The sequence below is a fragment of the Arthrobacter sp. MYb23 genome, assembly GCF_002979775.1.
Taxonomy (GTDB): domain Bacteria; phylum Actinomycetota; class Actinomycetes; order Actinomycetales; family Micrococcaceae; genus Arthrobacter.
This window is the reverse complement of the sequence record NZ_PCPR01000001.1, coordinates 264,218-282,813: the sequence shown is the minus strand read 5'-3', so window position 1 is coordinate 282,813 and position 18,596 is coordinate 264,218. Positions and strand designations below refer to the sequence as shown.

General features: G+C 61.9%; 17 protein-coding genes. 9 read left to right on the top strand and 8 right to left on the bottom strand.

What is annotated here, in order from left to right:
• Positions 1-25 precede the first annotated feature (25 nt).
• Positions 26-823, bottom strand: coding sequence for an ABC transporter substrate-binding protein (locus tag CQ020_RS01320; protein WP_105690198.1), 798 nt, complete (start codon positions 821-823; stop codon positions 26-28).
• 158 nt (positions 824-981) lie between these two features.
• Positions 982-2,352 carry an isochorismate synthase MenF gene (locus CQ020_RS01315; protein WP_105690197.1) on the bottom strand — a complete coding sequence of 457 codons (1,371 nt, stop codon included), beginning with the start codon at positions 2,350-2,352 and terminating at the stop codon, positions 982-984.
• 91 nt (positions 2,353-2,443) lie between these two features.
• Between CQ020_RS01315 and CQ020_RS01310 the strand changes: the two genes are divergently transcribed.
• From CQ020_RS01310 to CQ020_RS01295, 4 genes are all read left to right on the top strand, one after another.
• A complete protein-coding gene (locus CQ020_RS01310; protein ID WP_043456799.1) occupies positions 2,444-3,205 on the top strand; it encodes a demethylmenaquinone methyltransferase in 762 nt (253 codons plus the stop codon).
• 27 nt (positions 3,206-3,232) lie between these two features.
• Positions 3,233-4,576, top strand: a complete 1,344-nt coding sequence (locus tag CQ020_RS01305) for a geranylgeranyl reductase family protein (protein ID WP_105690196.1) — start codon at positions 3,233-3,235, stop codon at positions 4,574-4,576.
• Positions 4,577-4,585: 9 nt separating this feature from the next.
• On the top strand, positions 4,586-5,689 hold the full coding sequence (locus CQ020_RS01300) for a polyprenyl synthetase family protein (RefSeq protein ID WP_024817738.1): 1,104 nt from the start codon (positions 4,586-4,588) through the stop codon (positions 5,687-5,689).
• A gap of 573 nt (positions 5,690-6,262) precedes the next feature.
• Positions 6,263-7,132, top strand: coding sequence for a type IV toxin-antitoxin system AbiEi family antitoxin domain-containing protein (locus CQ020_RS01295; RefSeq protein WP_105690195.1), 870 nt, complete (start codon positions 6,263-6,265; stop codon positions 7,130-7,132).
• Positions 7,133-7,313: 181 nt separating this feature from the next.
• Here CQ020_RS01295 and CQ020_RS01290 read toward each other — a convergent pair whose 3' ends face one another.
• Together CQ020_RS01290 and CQ020_RS01285 are read right to left on the bottom strand one after the other, a co-directional pair.
• Complete coding sequence (locus CQ020_RS01290; RefSeq protein ID WP_105690194.1) at positions 7,314-7,739, bottom strand: hypothetical protein; 426 nt, start codon at positions 7,737-7,739, stop codon at positions 7,314-7,316.
• 13 nt (positions 7,740-7,752) lie between these two features.
• Entirely contained in the window at positions 7,753-8,424 is a 672-nt protein-coding gene (locus CQ020_RS01285) for a trimeric intracellular cation channel family protein (RefSeq protein ID WP_024817735.1), read from the bottom strand.
• On the opposite strand from CQ020_RS01285, the gene CQ020_RS01280 reads away from it, so the two are divergent.
• A complete protein-coding gene (locus CQ020_RS01280; RefSeq protein ID WP_105690193.1) occupies positions 8,425-9,189 on the top strand; it encodes a sirohydrochlorin chelatase in 765 nt (254 codons plus the stop codon).
• Here the strand turns inward: CQ020_RS01280 and CQ020_RS24070 are convergent.
• The 4 genes from CQ020_RS24070 to CQ020_RS01260 form a co-directional block, all read right to left on the bottom strand.
• A complete protein-coding gene (locus tag CQ020_RS24070; protein WP_181151715.1) occupies positions 9,179-10,210 on the bottom strand; it encodes a hypothetical protein in 1,032 nt (343 codons plus the stop codon). The two genes, CQ020_RS01280 and CQ020_RS24070, sit on opposite strands and share 11 nt — an antisense overlap.
• A 152-nt stretch (positions 10,211-10,362) precedes the next feature.
• A complete protein-coding gene (locus CQ020_RS01270) occupies positions 10,363-10,839 on the bottom strand; it encodes a hypothetical protein (protein ID WP_024817730.1) in 477 nt (158 codons plus the stop codon).
• Positions 10,836-13,019, bottom strand: a complete 2,184-nt coding sequence (locus CQ020_RS01265; protein WP_105690192.1) for a DNA/RNA non-specific endonuclease — start codon at positions 13,017-13,019, stop codon at positions 10,836-10,838. Before CQ020_RS01265 ends, CQ020_RS01270 begins: the two co-directional genes overlap by 4 nt.
• Positions 13,020-13,028: 9 nt before the next feature.
• Positions 13,029-13,406, bottom strand: a complete 378-nt coding sequence (locus CQ020_RS01260) for a DUF6507 family protein (protein WP_105690191.1) — start codon at positions 13,404-13,406, stop codon at positions 13,029-13,031.
• Between the two features lie 272 nt (positions 13,407-13,678).
• Between CQ020_RS01260 and CQ020_RS01255 the strand changes: the two genes are divergently transcribed.
• Genes CQ020_RS01255 through CQ020_RS01240 form a run of 4 tightly spaced genes read left to right on the top strand, consistent with a single transcriptional unit; the run spans position 13,679 to position 18,521 of the window.
• Complete coding sequence (locus CQ020_RS01255; RefSeq protein WP_105690190.1) at positions 13,679-15,415, top strand: nitrite/sulfite reductase; 1,737 nt, start codon at positions 13,679-13,681, stop codon at positions 15,413-15,415.
• Complete coding sequence (locus tag CQ020_RS01250; protein ID WP_105690189.1) at positions 15,412-16,161, top strand: phosphoadenylyl-sulfate reductase; 750 nt, start codon at positions 15,412-15,414, stop codon at positions 16,159-16,161. Before CQ020_RS01255 ends, CQ020_RS01250 begins: the two co-directional genes overlap by 4 nt.
• On the top strand, positions 16,158-17,117 hold the full coding sequence (gene cysD, locus CQ020_RS01245; RefSeq protein ID WP_105690188.1) for a sulfate adenylyltransferase subunit CysD: 960 nt from the start codon (positions 16,158-16,160) through the stop codon (positions 17,115-17,117). Before CQ020_RS01250 ends, cysD begins: the two co-directional genes overlap by 4 nt.
• Entirely contained in the window at positions 17,118-18,521 is a 1,404-nt protein-coding gene (locus CQ020_RS01240; RefSeq protein ID WP_024817724.1) for a sulfate adenylyltransferase subunit 1, read from the top strand.
• Positions 18,522-18,596: the final 75 nt, after the last annotated feature.

Sequence of the window (18,596 nt, the reverse complement as noted above, 5' to 3'; positions counted from 1 at the left end):
GTGATCTTGGGAGCCGGGGCTCGGACTACTTGGTGGCTTCGCCGAACCAGGTGGTCTCGAACTTCTTCAGGGAGCCGTCATCGGTGATGCGCTTCAGCGTGGCGTTCACGGCATCCGCCATGGCGGTGTTGCCCTTCTTGATGGAGATGCCCAGCTTCTCGCCCGTGGCGTAGTCTTCCACGCGCTTGAGGTTGGAATCGTCCTTGATGGCGTAGCCAAGTACGGACTGGTTGCCCACTGCGGCATCGATGGTGCCGGCCTTGAGGGCCTGGACCAGGAGGCCGGAGTCTTCGAACTGCTGGGCGTCGATTCCCTTGTCCTTGGCGTACTGGGCGCCAGTGGTGGCCTGCTGGACGCCCACCTTCTTGCCCTTGGCGCCGTCGATGTTGGAGATACCGGAGGACGAGGTGGCCACGAGGGTCAGGTCGTCGTCCAAGTACGGGGTGGAGAAGTCCATGACGCTCTTGCGGACGTCCGTGATGGAGATCGAGGAAATGGAGACATCGCAACCGGTCAGCGCGGTGCCGGTCTCGATTGCTTCGAAGGAGCTGTCCACTACGTTGAGTTCTGCTTTGACGTCCTTGGCGATCTCGGCGGCGATGTCCATATCGAAGCCGACGATCTTGCCGTCCTTCTGGAATTCGAAGGGCTCGTAGGGAACGTCCGAGCACACCGTGAGCTTGCCGGCATTGACGAGCTTGAGACCCGACTCCGAGGACGCGGCAGGGGTGGAGGAACCACCACAGGCGGTCAGGGCCAGGGCGCCGGCTGCGAGCACGGCGGCAATCTTGGTGCCGGACAGAACCGAACGGGAGATCTGCATGTTGTTTACCTTTTGTTGCGGTGGATGCTGAACTGAGTCGGTTTTAGTGTAGCGCCGAACGTGAGATGTGCATCACAGGAAACGAAGTTTCACTATTGGATAACAACATTACCTACATATCAACCCCGCTTGCAGGGGTCCTGTCTGGAATCCCAGATTTAGCGCGTGATCCCCAGCGCTTCCAGCATCGGCCGGAATTTAGCCCACGTCTCAGCCAATTCGGCCTCAGGCACGGACCCTTCCACAATCCCGCAGCCCGCGTACAAGCGCACAGTGTTGGCATCCTCAATCACAGCGCCACGGAGTGCGATGCCCCACTCGCCATTGCCGGCAGCGTCCAGCCAACCCACCGGCCCGGCGTAAGGGCCGCGGTCCAAATGCTCCAGTTTGCGGATCAGGGCACCGGCTACCAAAGTGGGCGTTCCGCAGACCGCCGCGGTGGGGTGCAGGGCGTTGATCAGGGCAAGGCAGGTAGGAACGTGACCCTCGATGTCCGCCAGCTCCGCCTTCACGTCCGAGGCAAGATGCCAGACGTTGGGCAGCTCCAGAATGAAGGGCTCGCTATGGGAATTCATCGCCTCGGAGAAAGGAGCGAGCTGCCGGGTCAGTGAATCTATGGCGATCTCGTGCTCGTGGCGCTGTTTTTCCGAGCCAGCCAGGACCCGTTCCGCATACTCCATGGGGGACCCATCCATGCCGTCCGCGTCGCGGCGATCCAAGGTTCCAGCCAGCACGCGGGCCTGCGCAGTGCGGCCCTCCACCTGAATCAGCATCTCCGGCGTAGCACCCACCAGTCCGTCGACGCCGTACGTCCAGCATTCGCGGTACCTCGCGGCGAGTTGACGAAGAACCTCAGCGGCGTTGACGCCCTCAGGAAGGTTCGCCACGACGTCGCGGGCCAGCACCAGCTTCTCCAGCTTTCCGGCGCGGATCTCCTCCACGCCGTTGGAGACGGCCTGCATCCAAGCGGCCTCACTCAGGGAGCCGCGGCTTAAGGAACCGCGGCTGGGGTGACCAGCTGAACCGTTCGCGGCAATAGCGTCCGGCGAGAGTCCGACGTCGGGCCCTCCGGTGGCAGGACGGTCGCCGTTGGGCTCCGGCTCAGTAAGCCAGCGGTCCACGGAGGCGAGGACGCCTGCCTCGGTGAGGGGGCCGTCGTCGAACGTTAACTGCGTGGCCCAGGCGCGGCCGTCCCGCATGCCGATCACCAGCTCCGGAAGGATCAAGCGGGAAACGTGCGGGGAGGTTTTGGAGAAGGCAAAGGAGCCGAAAGCCACCGGACCAGTGCCCGGGACCTCCACCAGATCCGTGATTTCCGCCTCAATAATGAGGTGTCGCCACCAGATGTCGGCCTCAAGGAACCGCTCGGGACCGGTGGCCTTGAAGCGGGTCAGTTCGCCGTAGCCAACCAGGCCGGCTTCGCGGCGGGACCAGCACAGGACGTCGTCCCGCACCAGAAACGACGGCAGCCCCCCGGAGGATGTTTCAACATTCAGGGGGACTGTCAAGGTGCGGAGCGTGCTCGTCATGATGGAACAACAGTACTCCCGAGTTCAGCCAGAATCTGAGCCGACTTCTACAGCGCAGCAAAGTCGGTTGAATGTCTGAGACAATTACAGGGTGAACCGAGCATCCTTGGAAAAGCGTCCGGACGAAGTTGCGACGATGTTTGATGATGTCGCCCCAAAATACGACGTCGTCAATGATGTCCTGTCCATGGGCCAGACGCGGCGTTGGCGCCGGATCGTGGTTGATGCCATGGACGTCAAGGTGGGTCAGAAGGTCCTGGACCTCGCCGCCGGAACGGGAACATCCAGCGAACCCTACGCCGACGCAGGCGTGGACGTCGTGGCATGCGACTTCTCCCTGGGCATGCTCAAGGTAGGCAAACGCCGCCGCCCGGACATCGACTTCATTGCAGGCGACGCCACCAACCTGCCGTTCGCTGACAACAGCTTCGACGCTTCCACCATTTCCTTCGGCCTCCGCAACGTGGTTGAACCCCGCAAAGCCCTCGAGGAGATGCTGCGCGTCACCAAGCCTGGCGGCCGCCTGGTCATTGCCGAGTTCTCCCACCCCGTGGTTCCCCTGTGGCGCAACCTCTACACCGAGTACCTGATGCGCGCGCTCCCGGCCATCGCCACCAAGGTCTCCTCCAACCCGGACGCCTACGTGTACCTCGCCGAGTCCATCCGCGCCTGGCCGGACCAGGATCATTTAGCCCAGTGGCTCAAGGACGCCGGCTGGACGGACGTCACCTACCGCAACCTCAGCGGTGGCATTGTTGCCGTGCACCGTGCACAGAAGCCCGCCGAGCACCGCGAAAGTGTTCCCGTGGCCAAGCTCCGCCGCCAGATCAAGCCGCGCCACCAAGCCGGCTAACCAGCACAGCCCGTTGATTAGGACGTCGTGAAAGTACTGATTGTTGGCGCGGGCCCGGCCGGGTCCACCGCTGCGTATTACCTCGCCCAGCAGGGCATCGATGTCACGGTGCTGGAAAAGACTTCCTTTCCCCGTGAAAAAGTGTGCGGCGACGGCCTGACTCCTCGAGCCGTTCGCGAAATCCAGAAGCTAGGACTGCCGCACGCTGTCTCGGAGGGTTGGAGGCGCAACAAGGGCCTCCGCCTGATCGCCGGTGGCCGCACCATCGAACTGCCATGGCCCGAGGTGGCCGACTTTCCCACCTACGGCCTGATCCGGACCCGACTCGGTTTTGACGAGGACCTGGCCCGCCACGCCGAGTCGGCGGGCGCCGTCGTGCTTGAACGCCACAGCGTCACCTCCGCATTGACTGCAGAAGATGGCCGCGTCATCGGCGTCCAGGCTTCCATCCTGGACGAGTCCGGACGCAAGACGGGCGAAACGCGCGACTTCCACGCCGACGTCGTACTCGCCGCGGACGGCAACTCAACGCGAACTGCTGTGTCGCTGGGCATGCACAAACGCGACGACCGGCCGCTGGGCGTCGCAGTCCGTACGTACTTCACCTCGCCCAGGCATGATGATGACTGGATGGAAGGCTGGCTGGAACTCCCCGGCAAGTCCGGAAAGCCGCTGCCCGGATACGGCTGGGTGTTCGGGGTTGGCGACGGAACATCCAACGTTGGCCTGGGAATCCTGAACTCCTCCAAGGAATTTGGCAAGCTCGACTACAAGCAGGTCCTCCGCGAATGGACCGCCGGGATGCCCTCAGAGTGGGGCTTCACGCCCGAAAATCAGGTGGGGGAGATCCGTGGCGCAGCGCTGCCCATGGGCTTCAACCGCACGCCGCACTACTCGCCCGGGCTGCTCCTCCTGGGCGATGCCGGTGGCATGGTGTCCCCGTTCAACGGCGAGGGCATTTCCTACGCGATGGAATCTGCCCGGTTCGCAGCTGAGTTCTTGATTGACGCTTCGTCGCGCTCGGCTTCTGCCGGATGGTCCACGCACGACGCCGATGCTCACCTCGCGCGGTACGCGGACTATGTGCGGGACCAGTGGGGTTCACACTTCACCCTGGGCCGCATGTTTGCCTCTTTGATTGGGAAGCCTGCCGTGATGAAGCTGGCATTGCGCACGGGCATGCCCATCCCTGTGCTCATGCGCTTTGTGGTTCGAATGCTGGCCAACCTCACGGATCCGTCCGCGAAGGGCTTCGAAGACCGCGTTATCCGCGTCCTCGAGATGCTGGTTCCGGCTACCTCCAACACTTCCTCTGCCCGCGCCCTTACGCCGGCAGATACCAACACCGCGGTCTCCGCAACAACTAGTTAGGGTTAACCCGTGACGAACTCTGCCGAACACAGCTGGACGCATGCCGGGCACGGCTTGCCGCAGGCTGTTGAGCCTGCTCCCAACACCACCGCGATCGCAACGGGACTCCAGCTGCCCGCTGGATTCGCTGCCATTGCCGGCGATGCCGAGCTGGGCCCGGCCATCACCACCAACCTTGCCCGGGTGGAGAAGAAGCTCCGCGAAGCCATCTCCAACTCGGATCCTTTGGCTGACGCGACGTCGCGCCACTTGGTGGAAGCCGGCGGCAAGCGCATTCGTCCGCTCCTGACTCTTCTGTGTGCCCACCTCGGTGATGCTTCACGTCCCGAGGTAGTCCAAGCTGCTGTTGTGGTGGAACTGACGCACCTTGCCACCCTGTACCACGACGACGTGATGGACTCCGCTCCCTTCCGCCGCGGCGCTCCCACTGCCCACGAAGTATGGGGCAACTCAGTGGCCATTCTTACCGGCGACCTCATCTTTGCCCGCGCCTCCATCCTGGTGTCCGAGCTCGGTTCCCGGGCGCTGGGCATCCAAGCGCGGACCTTTGAGCGCTTGTGCCTCGGCCAGCTCCACGAGACCGTGGGACCGCGGGAAGACGAAGATCCCGTAGATCACTATTTGTCCGTCATCGCTGACAAGACCGGCTCACTGGTGGCAGCGTCCGGCCAGTTGGGCGCGATCTTCGCCGGCGCCGACGAGTCCTACGAGGACCTGCTGGTGGAATATGGCGAGAAGGTTGGCGTGGCCTTCCAGCTTGCCGACGACGTCATTGATGTCACCGGTGTGAAGGTCAAGTCCGGCAAGTCACCGGGAACCGACCTCCGCGAGGGCGTTCCCACCTTGCCCGTCCTGTTGCTTCGCCGGGATGCTGCTGCGGGGGATGCCTCCGCAGCTGCCCTCCTTGAATTGATCGACGGCGATTTGTCCTCCGATGCAGCTCTGGCTGAAGCCGTGGCCGGACTGCGCGAGCACCCTGTCACCAACGAGTCCTGGAAGATCGCCCGCCAGTGGTCCGCCGAAGCCGTTGCGGCTCTGGACCCGCTGCCGGAGGGCGTCGTGAAGGCGTCGTTGACCAACTTCGCCCATGCTGTAGTGGACCGCAGCAGCTAGGTTTTTCTCTTAGGCAGGCGTCCGACTCTCATGGGTTGGGCGCCTGTTTTTTGCTGCCCACGTTCTCGTCTGAGTAAGCGCTGGGGCCGCGTACCTACGCCACCCACTTTGAGGGGCCGGGTGCGGTGACACGCCAGCGGTTGCGGCGTGTTGGGCAGTTTGGGGAATCAAAGTGGGTGGTGGGCGCACGCGCCACCATCAAATCGCGGGAAAAACGGAATGGCCCCGGCTCGCTGCAGCGTTACGAGTCATACGCTGCACCGAACCGGGACCACAATCTCCGTTCGCATCAGACCCACCGGAGGCATTTAGTGGATCCGTGAAAAGCTTATGACAATTCTGTCACATATGCAACTCTGCGGGTCAACGGTTTTTGTGATGCTGCAGCAAGATTTACAGCTGCGCGCCGATCCTCCGCCACCAACTTTGAATTTTGGAAGCGACGGACACGCTGTTTTGGCGGTGTGTTGCAGCCTTCAAGGTGGGCAAAGCTGGTGGTGGAGGTGCACGGAGTTGTCCACATAGGAGAACTCCCCAGCCAGCGCAGCGTCCTATAAAAGCCAGCATGGCTGTATGGACATCATCAATTTCCTCCAAAGCCGGCGCGGAGCAGCGACCACTCGGACCCTGCTGACTGCCGGCTTTACTCGCCGCATGCTTGCAAATGCCGTGATGGACGGTCGAGCGACACGCCTTCACCGTGGCGTCTACACCTCTAAAGAGGCAGACCTCGACGTCGTTGCCGCCTTTCGAGCCGATGGCTTACTTACCTGCGTTACAGCAGCTCGCTTCTATCGGCTTTGGACCCTTGGGGATCCCGGCTCTCTCCATATGAGCTGCAGTACTGGACTAGCGAGACGGGGTGTAGTCCATCACGGAGCCTGCTTACACACGGCACACCCGTATCTACCAGTTGCAGGGGTAGCGGATGTCCTGATCCACGCCCTCAGATGCCTACCGGAATTGGAAGCGCTTGTCATGGTGCAGAGCGCAGTCAGCCAAGCACTCCTGTCCACAAGTTTCCTAAGATCGAAGCTGCCCGGCAACCGGAACGGCAGGGTCCGCGGAACGTTGGATTTGGTTCTGCCTCGTGCCGATTCACTCTTGGAGGTGCTGGCCCACACGCATTTCACACGGGCAGGTCTACGAGTCCGTATGCACGTGGACGTGCCCGGTGTGGGAGAGGTGGACTGTGTGGTCAATGAATGCCTGATTGTAGAACTCGACGGCGGCACTCACCTGGAGGGGAAACAGGTCAAGAAGGACCAATACAGGAATAACGCGGGCATGCGCGGAGGCTTCTTGTCTCTCCACTATTACTACGTGGACGTCGTACACCATCCGGAGAGAATGGTCGCCGAAGTCCTGGCAGTCCTGCTCAATAGGGAAGTCGGCCGCTTTGCGCCGGCGAGGTACGCACCCGGGTGGGTCCCGCCGTCGTGAGCTCCGTCTGTGCCTGTACCGCCATCACCAACTTTGGCCGCAAACTTCCGCCGACACGCCCCGTGTACGGCGTGTCAGGGCAGTTTCAAAATCAAAGTGGGTGGTGGCCGCACGGCCCGCAAAGGAAACAGCCCCTTCCCAACCCAAAATGGGTGGGAAGGGGCTGCTCCAAAAGTGAAACTTAGTCTTCGTCGTCGTTGAATGCCCACTCGAACATGTCGAAGGCGAACTCGGAGAATGTACCTTCTTCGCTCTTCCACTGGCCGCGGGCGTTGTTGCGACGCCAGACGATGGGGTCCGGGATGCTGAGATCGGCGGTGCGGAAGCCCCAGGTGAACTGTTCGTCCTCGTCCTCAAGGAACATGAGGAAGCCTTCGTCGTCTACTTCGAGTTCCTCAGGGTCCCAGAAGTAGTGGTAGGCCTCCATGAGGTCCTCGCAGCCACCGATTGCAAGGTAGAACTCGCGCAGAACCAGCGGGATGGTGAAGGAGTGATCGGAGAGGGCGTCGTCCAGTTCGTCGGGCGTGAGGCCGTCTTCTTCCTGCCATTCATCCTCGAGATACTTTGGGACCAGCGCGCGGAACTTCTCGAGGAACATGTCAGTCATGCTCTTATCCTAGCTAATCCCGGGGACCTGAAATTGCGCCCCCACCGGTGGCTGCTCGATGCCATCCGCGCACAGCCAACGGCACATACCAACTGCGCCGCCACGCGGTTACCCGGAAAGCGAAAACAACGCCGGCAATGACACAAGCGGTTACCCCGTTGAACAGGCCAAGGTTCCACAACAACGTGGTCAAGCCGGCACCCGCGAAGGCCGGCAGAGCATAGATATCGCGGTTGTTGAACAAGGTAGGGATTTCGTTCGCGGTGATGTCGCGGAGCAGGCCTCCGCCCACGGCTGTGGTGACCCCCAGCAGGATCGCAGCCACCGGATTCATGCCCGCGCCGATTGCCTTCAGCGTGCCCGTGATGCAGAACAAGGCCAGCCCGCCGGCGTCGAACAGGGTCAGCAGAGAGGTGAAGCGCTGCACTGAGGAGAACAAGTAGTAAACCAGCAGCGCAGCCAACAACGGCGGGGCCAGGTACGCGGGGTTGGTAAAAGCGATAGGGGGACCGGCGTTGATCACGATGTCACGGATTACGCCACCGCCCAGTGCCGCGATGGACGCGAGAAGTATGGAACCCACGAAGTCGAACTGCTTCCGGGCCGCCAACAACGAGCCTGACACAGCAAAAAAGAACACGCCGATGAGGTCAAGCCAAAGAAGAACAATGTCAAAGGAAATCAAGTGGACGGGTTCTTTCTTAACGCGCTTAACAACAGGTGCTGGCTCAACGTTACGCTAGCTCCCATGAACAGCCCCGTTTTGATCGCTTGCGCCCACGGAACCCGCAACGCCGAAGGCCAAGCTGCCATCCGCCGCGTCATGGCCGAAATCGAAGCACTCCGCCCCGGGTTGCGCGTGGTTGAGGCCTACGTGGACGTCCAGGAACCCGAGCTGGGCGGTGTGGTGGAGGCCCTGCCTGAGGGGACTCCCGCCGTCGTCGTACCGCTTTTGCTCTCTACCGGCTTCCACATCAAAGTGGACGTTCCAAAAGCCATCAAGCCCCGGCCCGAAGTAGTGGCCGCCAGGCCGTTGGGCCCGGACCCGCGGTTGGCTGAACTGTTAGCCACCCACCTGCGCGCGGCTGGGTTGCAGGAGAACGACGGCGTTCTGCTGGCTGCCGCGGGATCGTCCCTGCCGGACGGTTCGGTGGATTCAGAAGAGCAGGCGCGACTCCTCGCCGAGCTGCTGCCGAACAAGGTGCGCGTCGCCTATGGCGCCAGTGCCCAGCCAACAGTGCCCGACGGCGTCGCCTCCTTGCGTGCCGAACTCGCCGAAGACGGTGGGACAGGCCGGGTCTTCATTGCCTCGTACCTCTTGGCTACTGGCTATTTCCATGACCAACTGGCGAAGGCTGGTGCGGACATTGTGGCTGAACCGCTTTTGCCGTCTCCTGTGTTGGCGGAGATCGCGCTGGAACGGTACGACGCAGTGTTGGCTAGCCGCTGACGACGGGTTTGCGGCGAGGGCTGTTGAGTTCCTCGGGGCGCAACGCCTCCAGTCTTTGTGCGATCACCGAACAAGCGTCCGGCCCTCCCCGCTCTATGTAGGCCGACTCCTTGGGATGCAGCAGAACAATGCCAACCAGCGCAACATCCCCGTTCGGCGTACCGACCATCCGAGGTACGTGCGGATGTTTCACACCCAGAATGAGGTCAACCAGTCCAGCTGCGTTGCGCCAGCGCCGCGGTGCTCTTGTGTGCTTGACGTTCTGCAGCGTCAAACCGCCGCCGCCGGGGCGCTTCAAGGTTCTGTAAAGACCTGGACGGTGGGCGACTACTTGGGCAGCTAAGTACAGAAGTTCGAACTGCCAAAGCCTGTCCAGCTCATGGATGCCCTTCCCGACCAAAGCCGTGCTTGCAAGATAGACCTCGAGTCCTTCTCCAAGGGGGTAACCCTGTTCCAGGCAGGGGTCGGAGAGGCCGTCGGAAGCCACGATTGATACAGCCCCGACGTTGTCGATCTTTTGGAAGGCCTGCCGGACCCCAGGCCACTGCGGTCCACCATGAAAGCCCAAGTTGATGACGTTTGTGTAGAGGAGAGGGTTGACGGTTCCAGCCATCGACCACGCTGCATCCAAGGCCTGCGCGGTCTGCTCGAGGATGCGGTTGTGGGACTGTTCCTGCTGGATGTCCTGTTGCTTTTGTGAAGGGGTCTTGACCCCTTTGAGTTCTTCCCTGAACCAGCCGGGAACGTGGTCCTCGTTTCTGGGGAAATACGTAAGTTCGTCTGAGTAGTCCGCTTCTGCGGGTTCCGGAGACTCCCATGCAGGCTTCTGGTTGTAGTTGTAGCTGGCTTCCCAGCCGCTGCCAGCAGAGGTGATCGTCAGAGTCATGGACAGCCAGGTGCCCTTTCCCTCCGAGTACATGCCTTGGCGCAGACGTTTCGCGGCCCAAAACATGTCATGTGAAATGCTCTGTCGGCCGACTATTTGGCGGTCTTGATAAACGAGGGCGACGAACCTGCTCATGCTTCCTGTCTCCATGTAGTCGACAGTGAATTTGTCCCAGGTGAGCTCTCGCGGCCGTGCCGTCCAAAGTCCTTCCGCAATGGTTCTCTCTAGTTCTCGAGTCGATTCGAAAGTGTCCTTGGAGGTGGTTCCTTGCGTCATTCTTGGAAGTCCTAGTCGGAGCCCGGGGTCCAGGTGGAACCCCGCATTTCTTCTTTAAACCAGTCGGGGATGTGTTCCTCGTCCCGGGGGAATAGGTACAGCTCCTGGGCGTAGGTGTCATTGACCGGATCGCCGAGTTCCCAGACCGGTTTGTCGGTGTAGTTGTAACTGGCTTCCCAGCCATTTCCGGCTGGCGTGACGGTCAGGGTCATGGAAAGCCAAGAGCCCTTGCCAGGCTTGTACATTGCTTCTCGAAGATCGTCGACTGTGAATGCGACTTCTTTGACGATGCTCCTACGATCGATCACGGCTCCCTGATGGAAGATCTTGGTGATGGAGCTGCCCAGCCCACCTATTTGATTATGGACATACACCAGTGAATCCCAAGACACATCCGTTGGACGGATGGACCACACCGCCTCGGCGATGATTTGCTCGTACTCACGCGCCTGCTCAAATGGGTCTTTGGCCGATTCTTGAGTCGTCATTGCGTTCCTCTTTCTACGATGTTTTTGAAGGTCACATCTACGAAACCTTGGCCGTCGGCCCACGCTTGGACGATGAACTTCTCGGGTGTTTTCATGGAAGGTCGTCGCAGGACGTCAATCTGCAAATTAATCCTAGGCGGCGGTACTTCGAGCAACTTGTCGCGGAGCTGCATCTCTATCCTGTAGAAGTTCTTCCGGTTAACGGAGCTTCGGTTCAGTTCCTTCAGCATGCCAACGGTGTTGATGCGTTCGCCGATTCCGTCGAAGAGCCGCGCGATGAGGTGGCCGCCGTCGTAGTCGGGTGGAACGACGTCGGGATCCCAGTCGCCTATCTCGGCCATTGATTCCCTGCCGACCTGTCCTTGGATGTATGGGGACCTTTGGCCGTCCCCGAGTTCGAGCCCCTCCACCTTGACGTGTTCCGTATGTCCGTCTCCATTGGTCTTGAACGTCACGTCACCTTTGACGCCCTCCACCTTGTACGTCATGTCCGGCAGCGGGTTGTTCAGGTCAGGGTTCAGTTTGTCATTGACCTTGGTGATGACAGCTTCTTTGATGGTCCCATTCGCATCCGTAATGAACGTACCGCGGCCGGGCACCCGGTATTCGGTATTGGGTGCGAATCCCTCGGTGACTTTGGTCCAGGGTGTCCTGGGTCCGGGAACCATGGAATCGGGGACACGAACCACTTGTTGCACTGCAGGGTTCGAGGCATCGTGGAGCGGGGAAGGTTTGAGTTGGGCGATGACTTCGTGATGCTCCGCGGCTCTGCCGAGGGTGCCCATCGCCGGGGGACGGTAGGCGGCCTGGTCCAGGCGGTCGATGCCGTGAAGGACCTCCTCTGCCAGACCGCTCAAAGGACCACGGCCCACCCCGGAGATGCCGTCCGCTACACGGACTGCGCCAGCACCGCCGTCGAGGTGGTTGAGGAGGTTCGCGGATCCCTGCAACGGTGGTTTGATCAGGCTCTCCCAGGTGACAACCTTGACCGTAGTCATCACGTCAGTGATTTTTGCTACCGTCACTGAACGCAGTTCTCCTACTTTGGCAAGGCCTGGCAGTGTGCCGGGCAGACTTCCTAGGTCACCCGCACTGGCGAGACGCAGACCCAGTCGTTCAGCGAGGGATCCGGCTTTCAGGACGCCAGCCGTACCGAAGGAGACAACGAAGGCGCCAACATCCGCTGAGTTGCGGGTCAGGGCATATTCCCATTCGCCCTTTGACCATGCGTCCGCCTGGAATAAGTCCGGAAGAACCTTTCCCAACTGCTCAGCCGCAGCGTCCTGCTCCTCTTGCTTCCCTGTGATTGCCCGGTCCAGCCAGATGCCAGGGGATATAACCATGCCCACGTTCCAGAGCATGCTGCCCACACCACTCCAGGCGTCACCGAAATTTTGGGTGGTGAGGCCCAATTCCTTAATCTCGGGTTTCCACGCCAGCGACAACGGAGTCAATGAGTAGGCGCCGCCCACCAACTCCCACCCCGAGTCCAACAGGCCCTGCCCAGCACCCATCAAGCCCCGAAGTCTGGCCCGATCCACGGGTGCGCCCCAGGGGAGATCACCTTGTGCGCCCAATGCATCCAAAGTCCCGGCATCAACAGCATGAACGTTGGATCCATCCGGCTTCGCCTGCGAATCGTTGATGTTCACATAATGTGTTCCGCCGTACTGGGCAGCGATCTTATTGGCACAGTCCTGCTCGGCTTCCATGAACCGAGCCTTGATGTTGTTAAGTTCAGCGAGCAGCCGGTTCTGCTCACTAACGAGCTCAGGAGCGGTGGCCCACTCGTCGCCCTTGAGCTCAATGCGTGAACTGAGGTTTCCGGAATCGCTCCTCAGGGCGTCGCTTCTCGTTTTGATGTCGCGGCAAGCAGAAGCGAAAACCGACAGGGCAGAAGCGACCATCGAAACGCTGCTGTTGAGATCATCCGCCATGGTGGTAACTGGGGAAAAGGCCGCCAGAAGCTGTGGCTTCTCGGGTGTATCGAATGTCCCGGCCAAGGCGTTCCAGCCCGAGGCAGTGACCTGAACTGATGCCTCATATTTAGCTCCGGCAGTTGATAAGGCAGCAGCTTGTGCGTCCAAAGCTTCCGGGTTGGGTATCACGGGCAACGCTGTGAGGTCGAGGCCCGGGACCCCACCCCCTGGCGCTACACAAATCTCGTTGAAGGTAGTCATGTAGTCCCTTTAGCCAAGCTCCGCCGGGCGGTGACCTGCCCGCAGTGGCATGGCGCCGCCGTCGGACGCGCTGTTACCGGCCGCGCTGTTGCCGGCCGCGATGGCCGAGGCCTGGGCCTGCTGCGCCATGACGCCGTCTGCCTGAACGTACGCCATGAGGGCGTCGTTGGTTCCTTGGACGATTGCTGCGGACCTGCCGGCAATGAACTTGACCTTGAGTGCCAGTGAGTGCTCTACGAATTCATTGAGCGCCTGAGCTACAAGACCGGTGCCGAGCACGGCCCCAACATCGGAAATGGCGGTTCCCACTGCCTTAGCCGCTTCGTTCTGCGCGTCGATATTAGAAGCCGCCGTGGTCAGCACAGCGTGGGTGCCCTGCGGCGTCAATATTCCAGTTGAGCGTCATCGTTCCCCCAAATAGCGTCCTCGGACTCGGCCGATACCTCAACGACGCTACAACGACTGGACGAATCCGTCTTGTCACACGTTCAATCCCACAGAGGAGCGTCACGAAAGGGGCCACGAAGCCACAATATGAACCTGCATAAGAAGCCCGCTGCAACAAGGCCGATGAAGCCTTCGTGACGAAATGTTTCCCTAGGTGACTTCGCGTTTCCGGACCTTTGCTGGCGAAAACTGGCCAGACCTACAGTCGATGTATGACAGATACAGCTGTAGCCGGTGCGTCGGCTGACACCGCCAAGCGTCCGGCACGCACCCGCCCTGCCGCCAAGCCCCACGGCCAGTGGAAGGTTGACGGCACCGCGCCCCTCAATGCCAACGAAACCTGGAAGCAGGAAGACAGCGGACTGAACGTCCGTGAGCGGATTGAGTCTGTCTACTCCAAAGAAGGCTTCGACTCGATCGACGGTACTGACCTTCACGGCCGTTTCCGTTGGTGGGGCCTCTATACCCAGCGCAAGCCCGGGATCGACGGCGGCAAGACCGCAACGCTTGAACCGCACGAGCTCGAAGACAAGTACTTCATGCTGCGCGTGCGCATCGACGGCGGTGCACTCACCACCGAGCAGCTTCGCGTCATCGGCCAGATCTCCGTGGACTTCGCCCGCGGCTCGGCCGACCTCACGGACCGCCAGAACATCCAGTTGCACTGGATCCGCGTTGAGGATGTGCCCGAGATCTGGCGCCGCCTTGAAGGCATCGGTCTGTCCACCACAGAGGCCTGCGGCGACGTTCCGCGCGTCATTCTTGGCTCCCCGGTTGCGGGCATCGCCAAGGACGAGATCATCGATCCCACGCCGCTGATCCACGAGCTCGCCGAGCGTTTCATCGGTGACCCCGAGCTGGCCAACCTGCCGCGCAAGTACAAGACCGCAATCACGGGCCACCCGTCCCAGGACGTGGTGCACGAGATCAACGACTTCGCCCTGGTGGGCGTCGTCCACCCTGAGCTCGGTGCCGGCTACGACCTCTGGGTCGGCGGCGGACTGTCCACCAACCCCCGCCTGGCCGAACGCCTTGGGGTGTTCGTCTCCGCTGATGTCGCCGCTGAAGTATGGCTGGGCGTCACCAGCATCTTCCGCGACTACGGCTACCGCCGCATGCGCACCAAGGCCCGCCTGAAGTTCCTCATGAACGACTGGGGACCGGCCAAGTTCCGCCAGATCCTGGAGGACGAGTACCTCGGCTTCAAGCTTCCCGACGGCCCTGCCGCTCCCAAGCCCACGGCTCCCGGCGACCACATCGGCGTACACGAACAGAAGGACGGCAAGTTCTTCATCGGCGTGACCCCCACTGTTGGGCGCACGTCCGGCGAGGCACTTGTTACGCTGGCGGACACTTTGGAGAAGCACGGCAGCTACCGCCTGCGCACTACTCCTCACCAGAAGCTCGTCATCCTGGATGTGGCCAAGGAGCAGGTTGAGCCGCTTATCGCCGAACTGGACACCTTGGGCCTCTCGGCTCGTCCGTCCGTGTTCCGCCGCGGCACCATCGCCTGCACGGGCATCGAGTTCTGCAAGCTGGCCATCGTGGAAACCAAGGTCACGGCAGCTACGGCCATCGCTGAGCTGGAGCGCCGCTTGGTGGACCTCGTGGAAACCAAGCAGCTGCCGTCGGCACTGTCCCTCCACATCAACGGCTGCCCGAACTCCTGCGCTCGTATCCAGACGGCGGATATCGGCCTGAAGGGCATGATGCTTCCAACGCCCGACGGCGACCCCACCCCGGGTTTCCAGGTCCACCTCGGTGGCGGGCTGGCCAACAACGAGCGCGAAGAAGCCGGTTTGGGACGTACCGTCCGCGGCCTCAAGGTCACGGTGGAAGACCTGCCCGATTATGTGGAACGCGTGGTCCGTAAGTTCGTCGCCGTAGGCGCCGAGGGCCAAACCTTCGCAGAGTGGGCACACTCGGCAGATGAAGGAGATCTCCAATGACAGATCCCGTCACCATTACCAACCTCGCCAGCGCGGCAGCCCGCCCGCTGCGTTCCCATGAAGAGCTCAAGGCCTTGGCCGAATCTGGCGCCGCTGAGCTCGGCTGGAACGCCCCCGCCCGTGACATCATCGCCTGGGTGGCCCGCAACTTCGAGCTGCCCACGGTGACGGTGGCCTGCTCCATGGCCGACGCCGTCCTGCCGGCTTTGGTGGCGGACCAGCTTCCCGGCGTCGACGTCTTGTTCCTGGAAACCGGCTACCACTTCAAGGAAACATACGAGACGCGCGACGAAGTCGCAGCGAATCTCCGCGTCAACGTGGTGGACGTCCTTCCGGAAAACACCGTGGAACAGCAGGACCGCCTCCTGGGCAAGGACCTGTTCGCCCGCGACCCCGCACAGTGCTGCGCGCTGCGTAAGGTGCAGCCGTTGCGCCGTTCGCTGGCCGGCTACGAGGTGTGGTTCACCGGTGTCCGACGCGATGAGGGCCCCACCCGCACCAACACGCCGGTGGTCACCTGGGATGAGGGCTTTGGCCTGGTCAAGGTGAACCCGATGGTGGACTGGACCTTCGATCAGCTGATCGAGTACTCCGAGGACAACATCCTTCCCGTCAACCCCCTCCTGAGCCAGGGCTACCCGTCCATCGGCTGCCAGCCCTGCACCCGCAAAGTGGCCCCGGGCGAAGACCCCCGCGCCGGCCGCTGGGCAGGATCCGACAAGACAGAATGCGGACTACACACATGAGCACGTACACAACAGAGGAGTCCACGGTGGAAGTTGCAGCGGCAGTCGACGCCCCCTCAGCCGAGCGTCTCTCCAGCCTGGACACCCTCGAGTCCGAAGCAATCCACATCATCCGCGAGGTTGTGGCCGAGTTCGAGAAGCCTGCGCTGCTGTTCTCCGGCGGCAAGGATTCCGTGGTCATGCTGCACTTGGCCACCAAGGCGTTCTGGCCGGGCAAGGTTCCCTTCCCGGTCCTGCACGTGGACACGGGCCACAACTTCCCTGAGGTCATCGACTTCCGCGACCGCACCGTTGAGCGCCTGGGCCTGAAGCTGGTTGTGGGCTCGGTGCAGGAGTTCATTGACAGCGGCGAACTGGCTGAGCGCGCTGACGGCACCCGCAATCCACTGCAGACAGTTCCGTTGCTTGATGCGATCCAGAAGAACAAGTTCGACGCCGTATTCGGCGGTGGCCGCCGTGACGAGGACAAGGCCCGCGCCAAGGAGCGCATCCTGAGCCTCCGCGACGAATTCGGCCAGTGGGATCCGCGCAACCAGCGCCCCGAACTGTGGAACCTGTACAACGGCCGCCACACGGTGGGCCAGCACGTCCGCGCGTTCCCCATCAGCAACTGGACCGAGCTGGACATCTGGCGCTATATCGAGCGCGAAAACATCGAGCTCCCCGGCCTGTACTACGCCCACGAGCGCGAAGTCTTCGCTCGCGACGGCATGTGGCGCGCTGTGGGCGAGGTTTCCCAGCCGCTGCCTACCGAGGAAGTCATCACCAAACTGGTGCGCTACCGCACGGTGGGCGACATGTCCTGCACAGGTGCCGTCGAGTCCGATGCCCGCACCGTGGCCGACGTCGTTGTTGAAGTCGCTGCCTCCACCCTGACCGAACGTGGCGCCACCCGAGCAGATGACCGCATCTCCGAGGCAGCCATGGAAGACCGCAAGAAGGACGGCTACTTCTAAATGAGCACCGAAACACTGGCTGCCGGGCTGGAAACAGCCCTGCCCACAACACTGTTCCGTTTCGCCACGGCCGGCTCGGTGGACGATGGCAAGTCCACCCTGGTGGGCCGCCTCCTTCACGATTCCAAGGCGATTCTTGCTGACACGCTCGACGCCGTTGCCCGCACCTCTGCGGACCGCGGTTTCGGTGGGGAAAAGGGCGGGATCGACCTCGCCCTGCTGACTGACGGACTGCGTGCCGAGCGTGAACAGGGCATCACCATCGACGTCGCCTACCGCTACTTCGCAACGGACCGCCGCAGCTTCATCTTGGCGGACTGCCCCGGCCACGTTCAGTACACCAAGAACACGGTGACGGGCGCTTCCACAGCGGATGCCGTCGTCGTACTCATTGACGCCCGCAAGGGTGTCCTGGAGCAGACCCGCCGTCACTTGTCTGTTCTGCAGCTGCTGCGTGTTGCCCACGTGATTGTGGCTGTGAACAAGATTGACCTGGTGGACTTCAGCGAGCAGGTGTTCCGCGACATAGAGACCGACGTTCAGAAAGTAGCCCGCGAGCTTGGCCTCGGGTCTGATGGCGTTGCTGATCTCCTGGTGGTTCCCGTTTCGGCGCTTGACGGCGACAACGTGGTGGACCGCTCCGAGCGCACCCCTTGGTACACCGGTCCCGCACTGTTGGAGGTCCTCGAGACCCTCCCGGCTGCTGACGAGCTTGAGGCCGAGCTGGAGAGCTTCCGCTTCCCGGTCCAGCTGGTGATTCGTCCGCAGGGCGCCTTGGCTCCCGACGCTGTGGCTGGCGGGCTCGATGTGGAGGCGTACCGCGATTACCGTGCCTACGCAGGCCAGATCACTGAGGGCTCGGTGAAGGTTGGCGACGAAGTTTCCGTTATCAGCCCGGGTCACGAGCCGCGCACCACCACGGTGATCGGCATCGACTTCGCCGGCCAATCGCTGGACGAGGCCGCGGCTCCGCAGTCGGTGGCTGTCCGTTTGGCCGACGAGATCGACATCGCCCGTGGCGACACCATCGCCGCAGCCGGAACGGTCCGCGAAAGCACGGCTGACCTGTATGCGTCGCTGGCGTGGCTTTCACCGAAGCCGCTCCGCGAAGGCCAGAAGGTCCTGGTGAAGCACGGCACGCGCACGGTCCAGGCACTGGTCCGCAACGTCACCGGCAAGCTGGATCTGGCCACGTTCAACGTGGAGCCGGCATCGAACCTGGAGCTCAACGACATTGGACACGCACAGCTGCGCCTGTCCGCTCCGTTGCCGCTGGAGAACTACCTGCACCACCGCCGCACCGGCGCTTTCCTGGTGATCGACCCCATCGACGGCAACACCCTTGCTGCCGGTCTGGTGAAGGACCACCCGGGCGACCACGAAGACGAACGTTACGTCATTTAGGGTCACACGTAGTCACAAAACCGCAGCTTGTTCGCGACTCCTCACGTTGTACGGCGGGAATTTCGAACAAGCTGC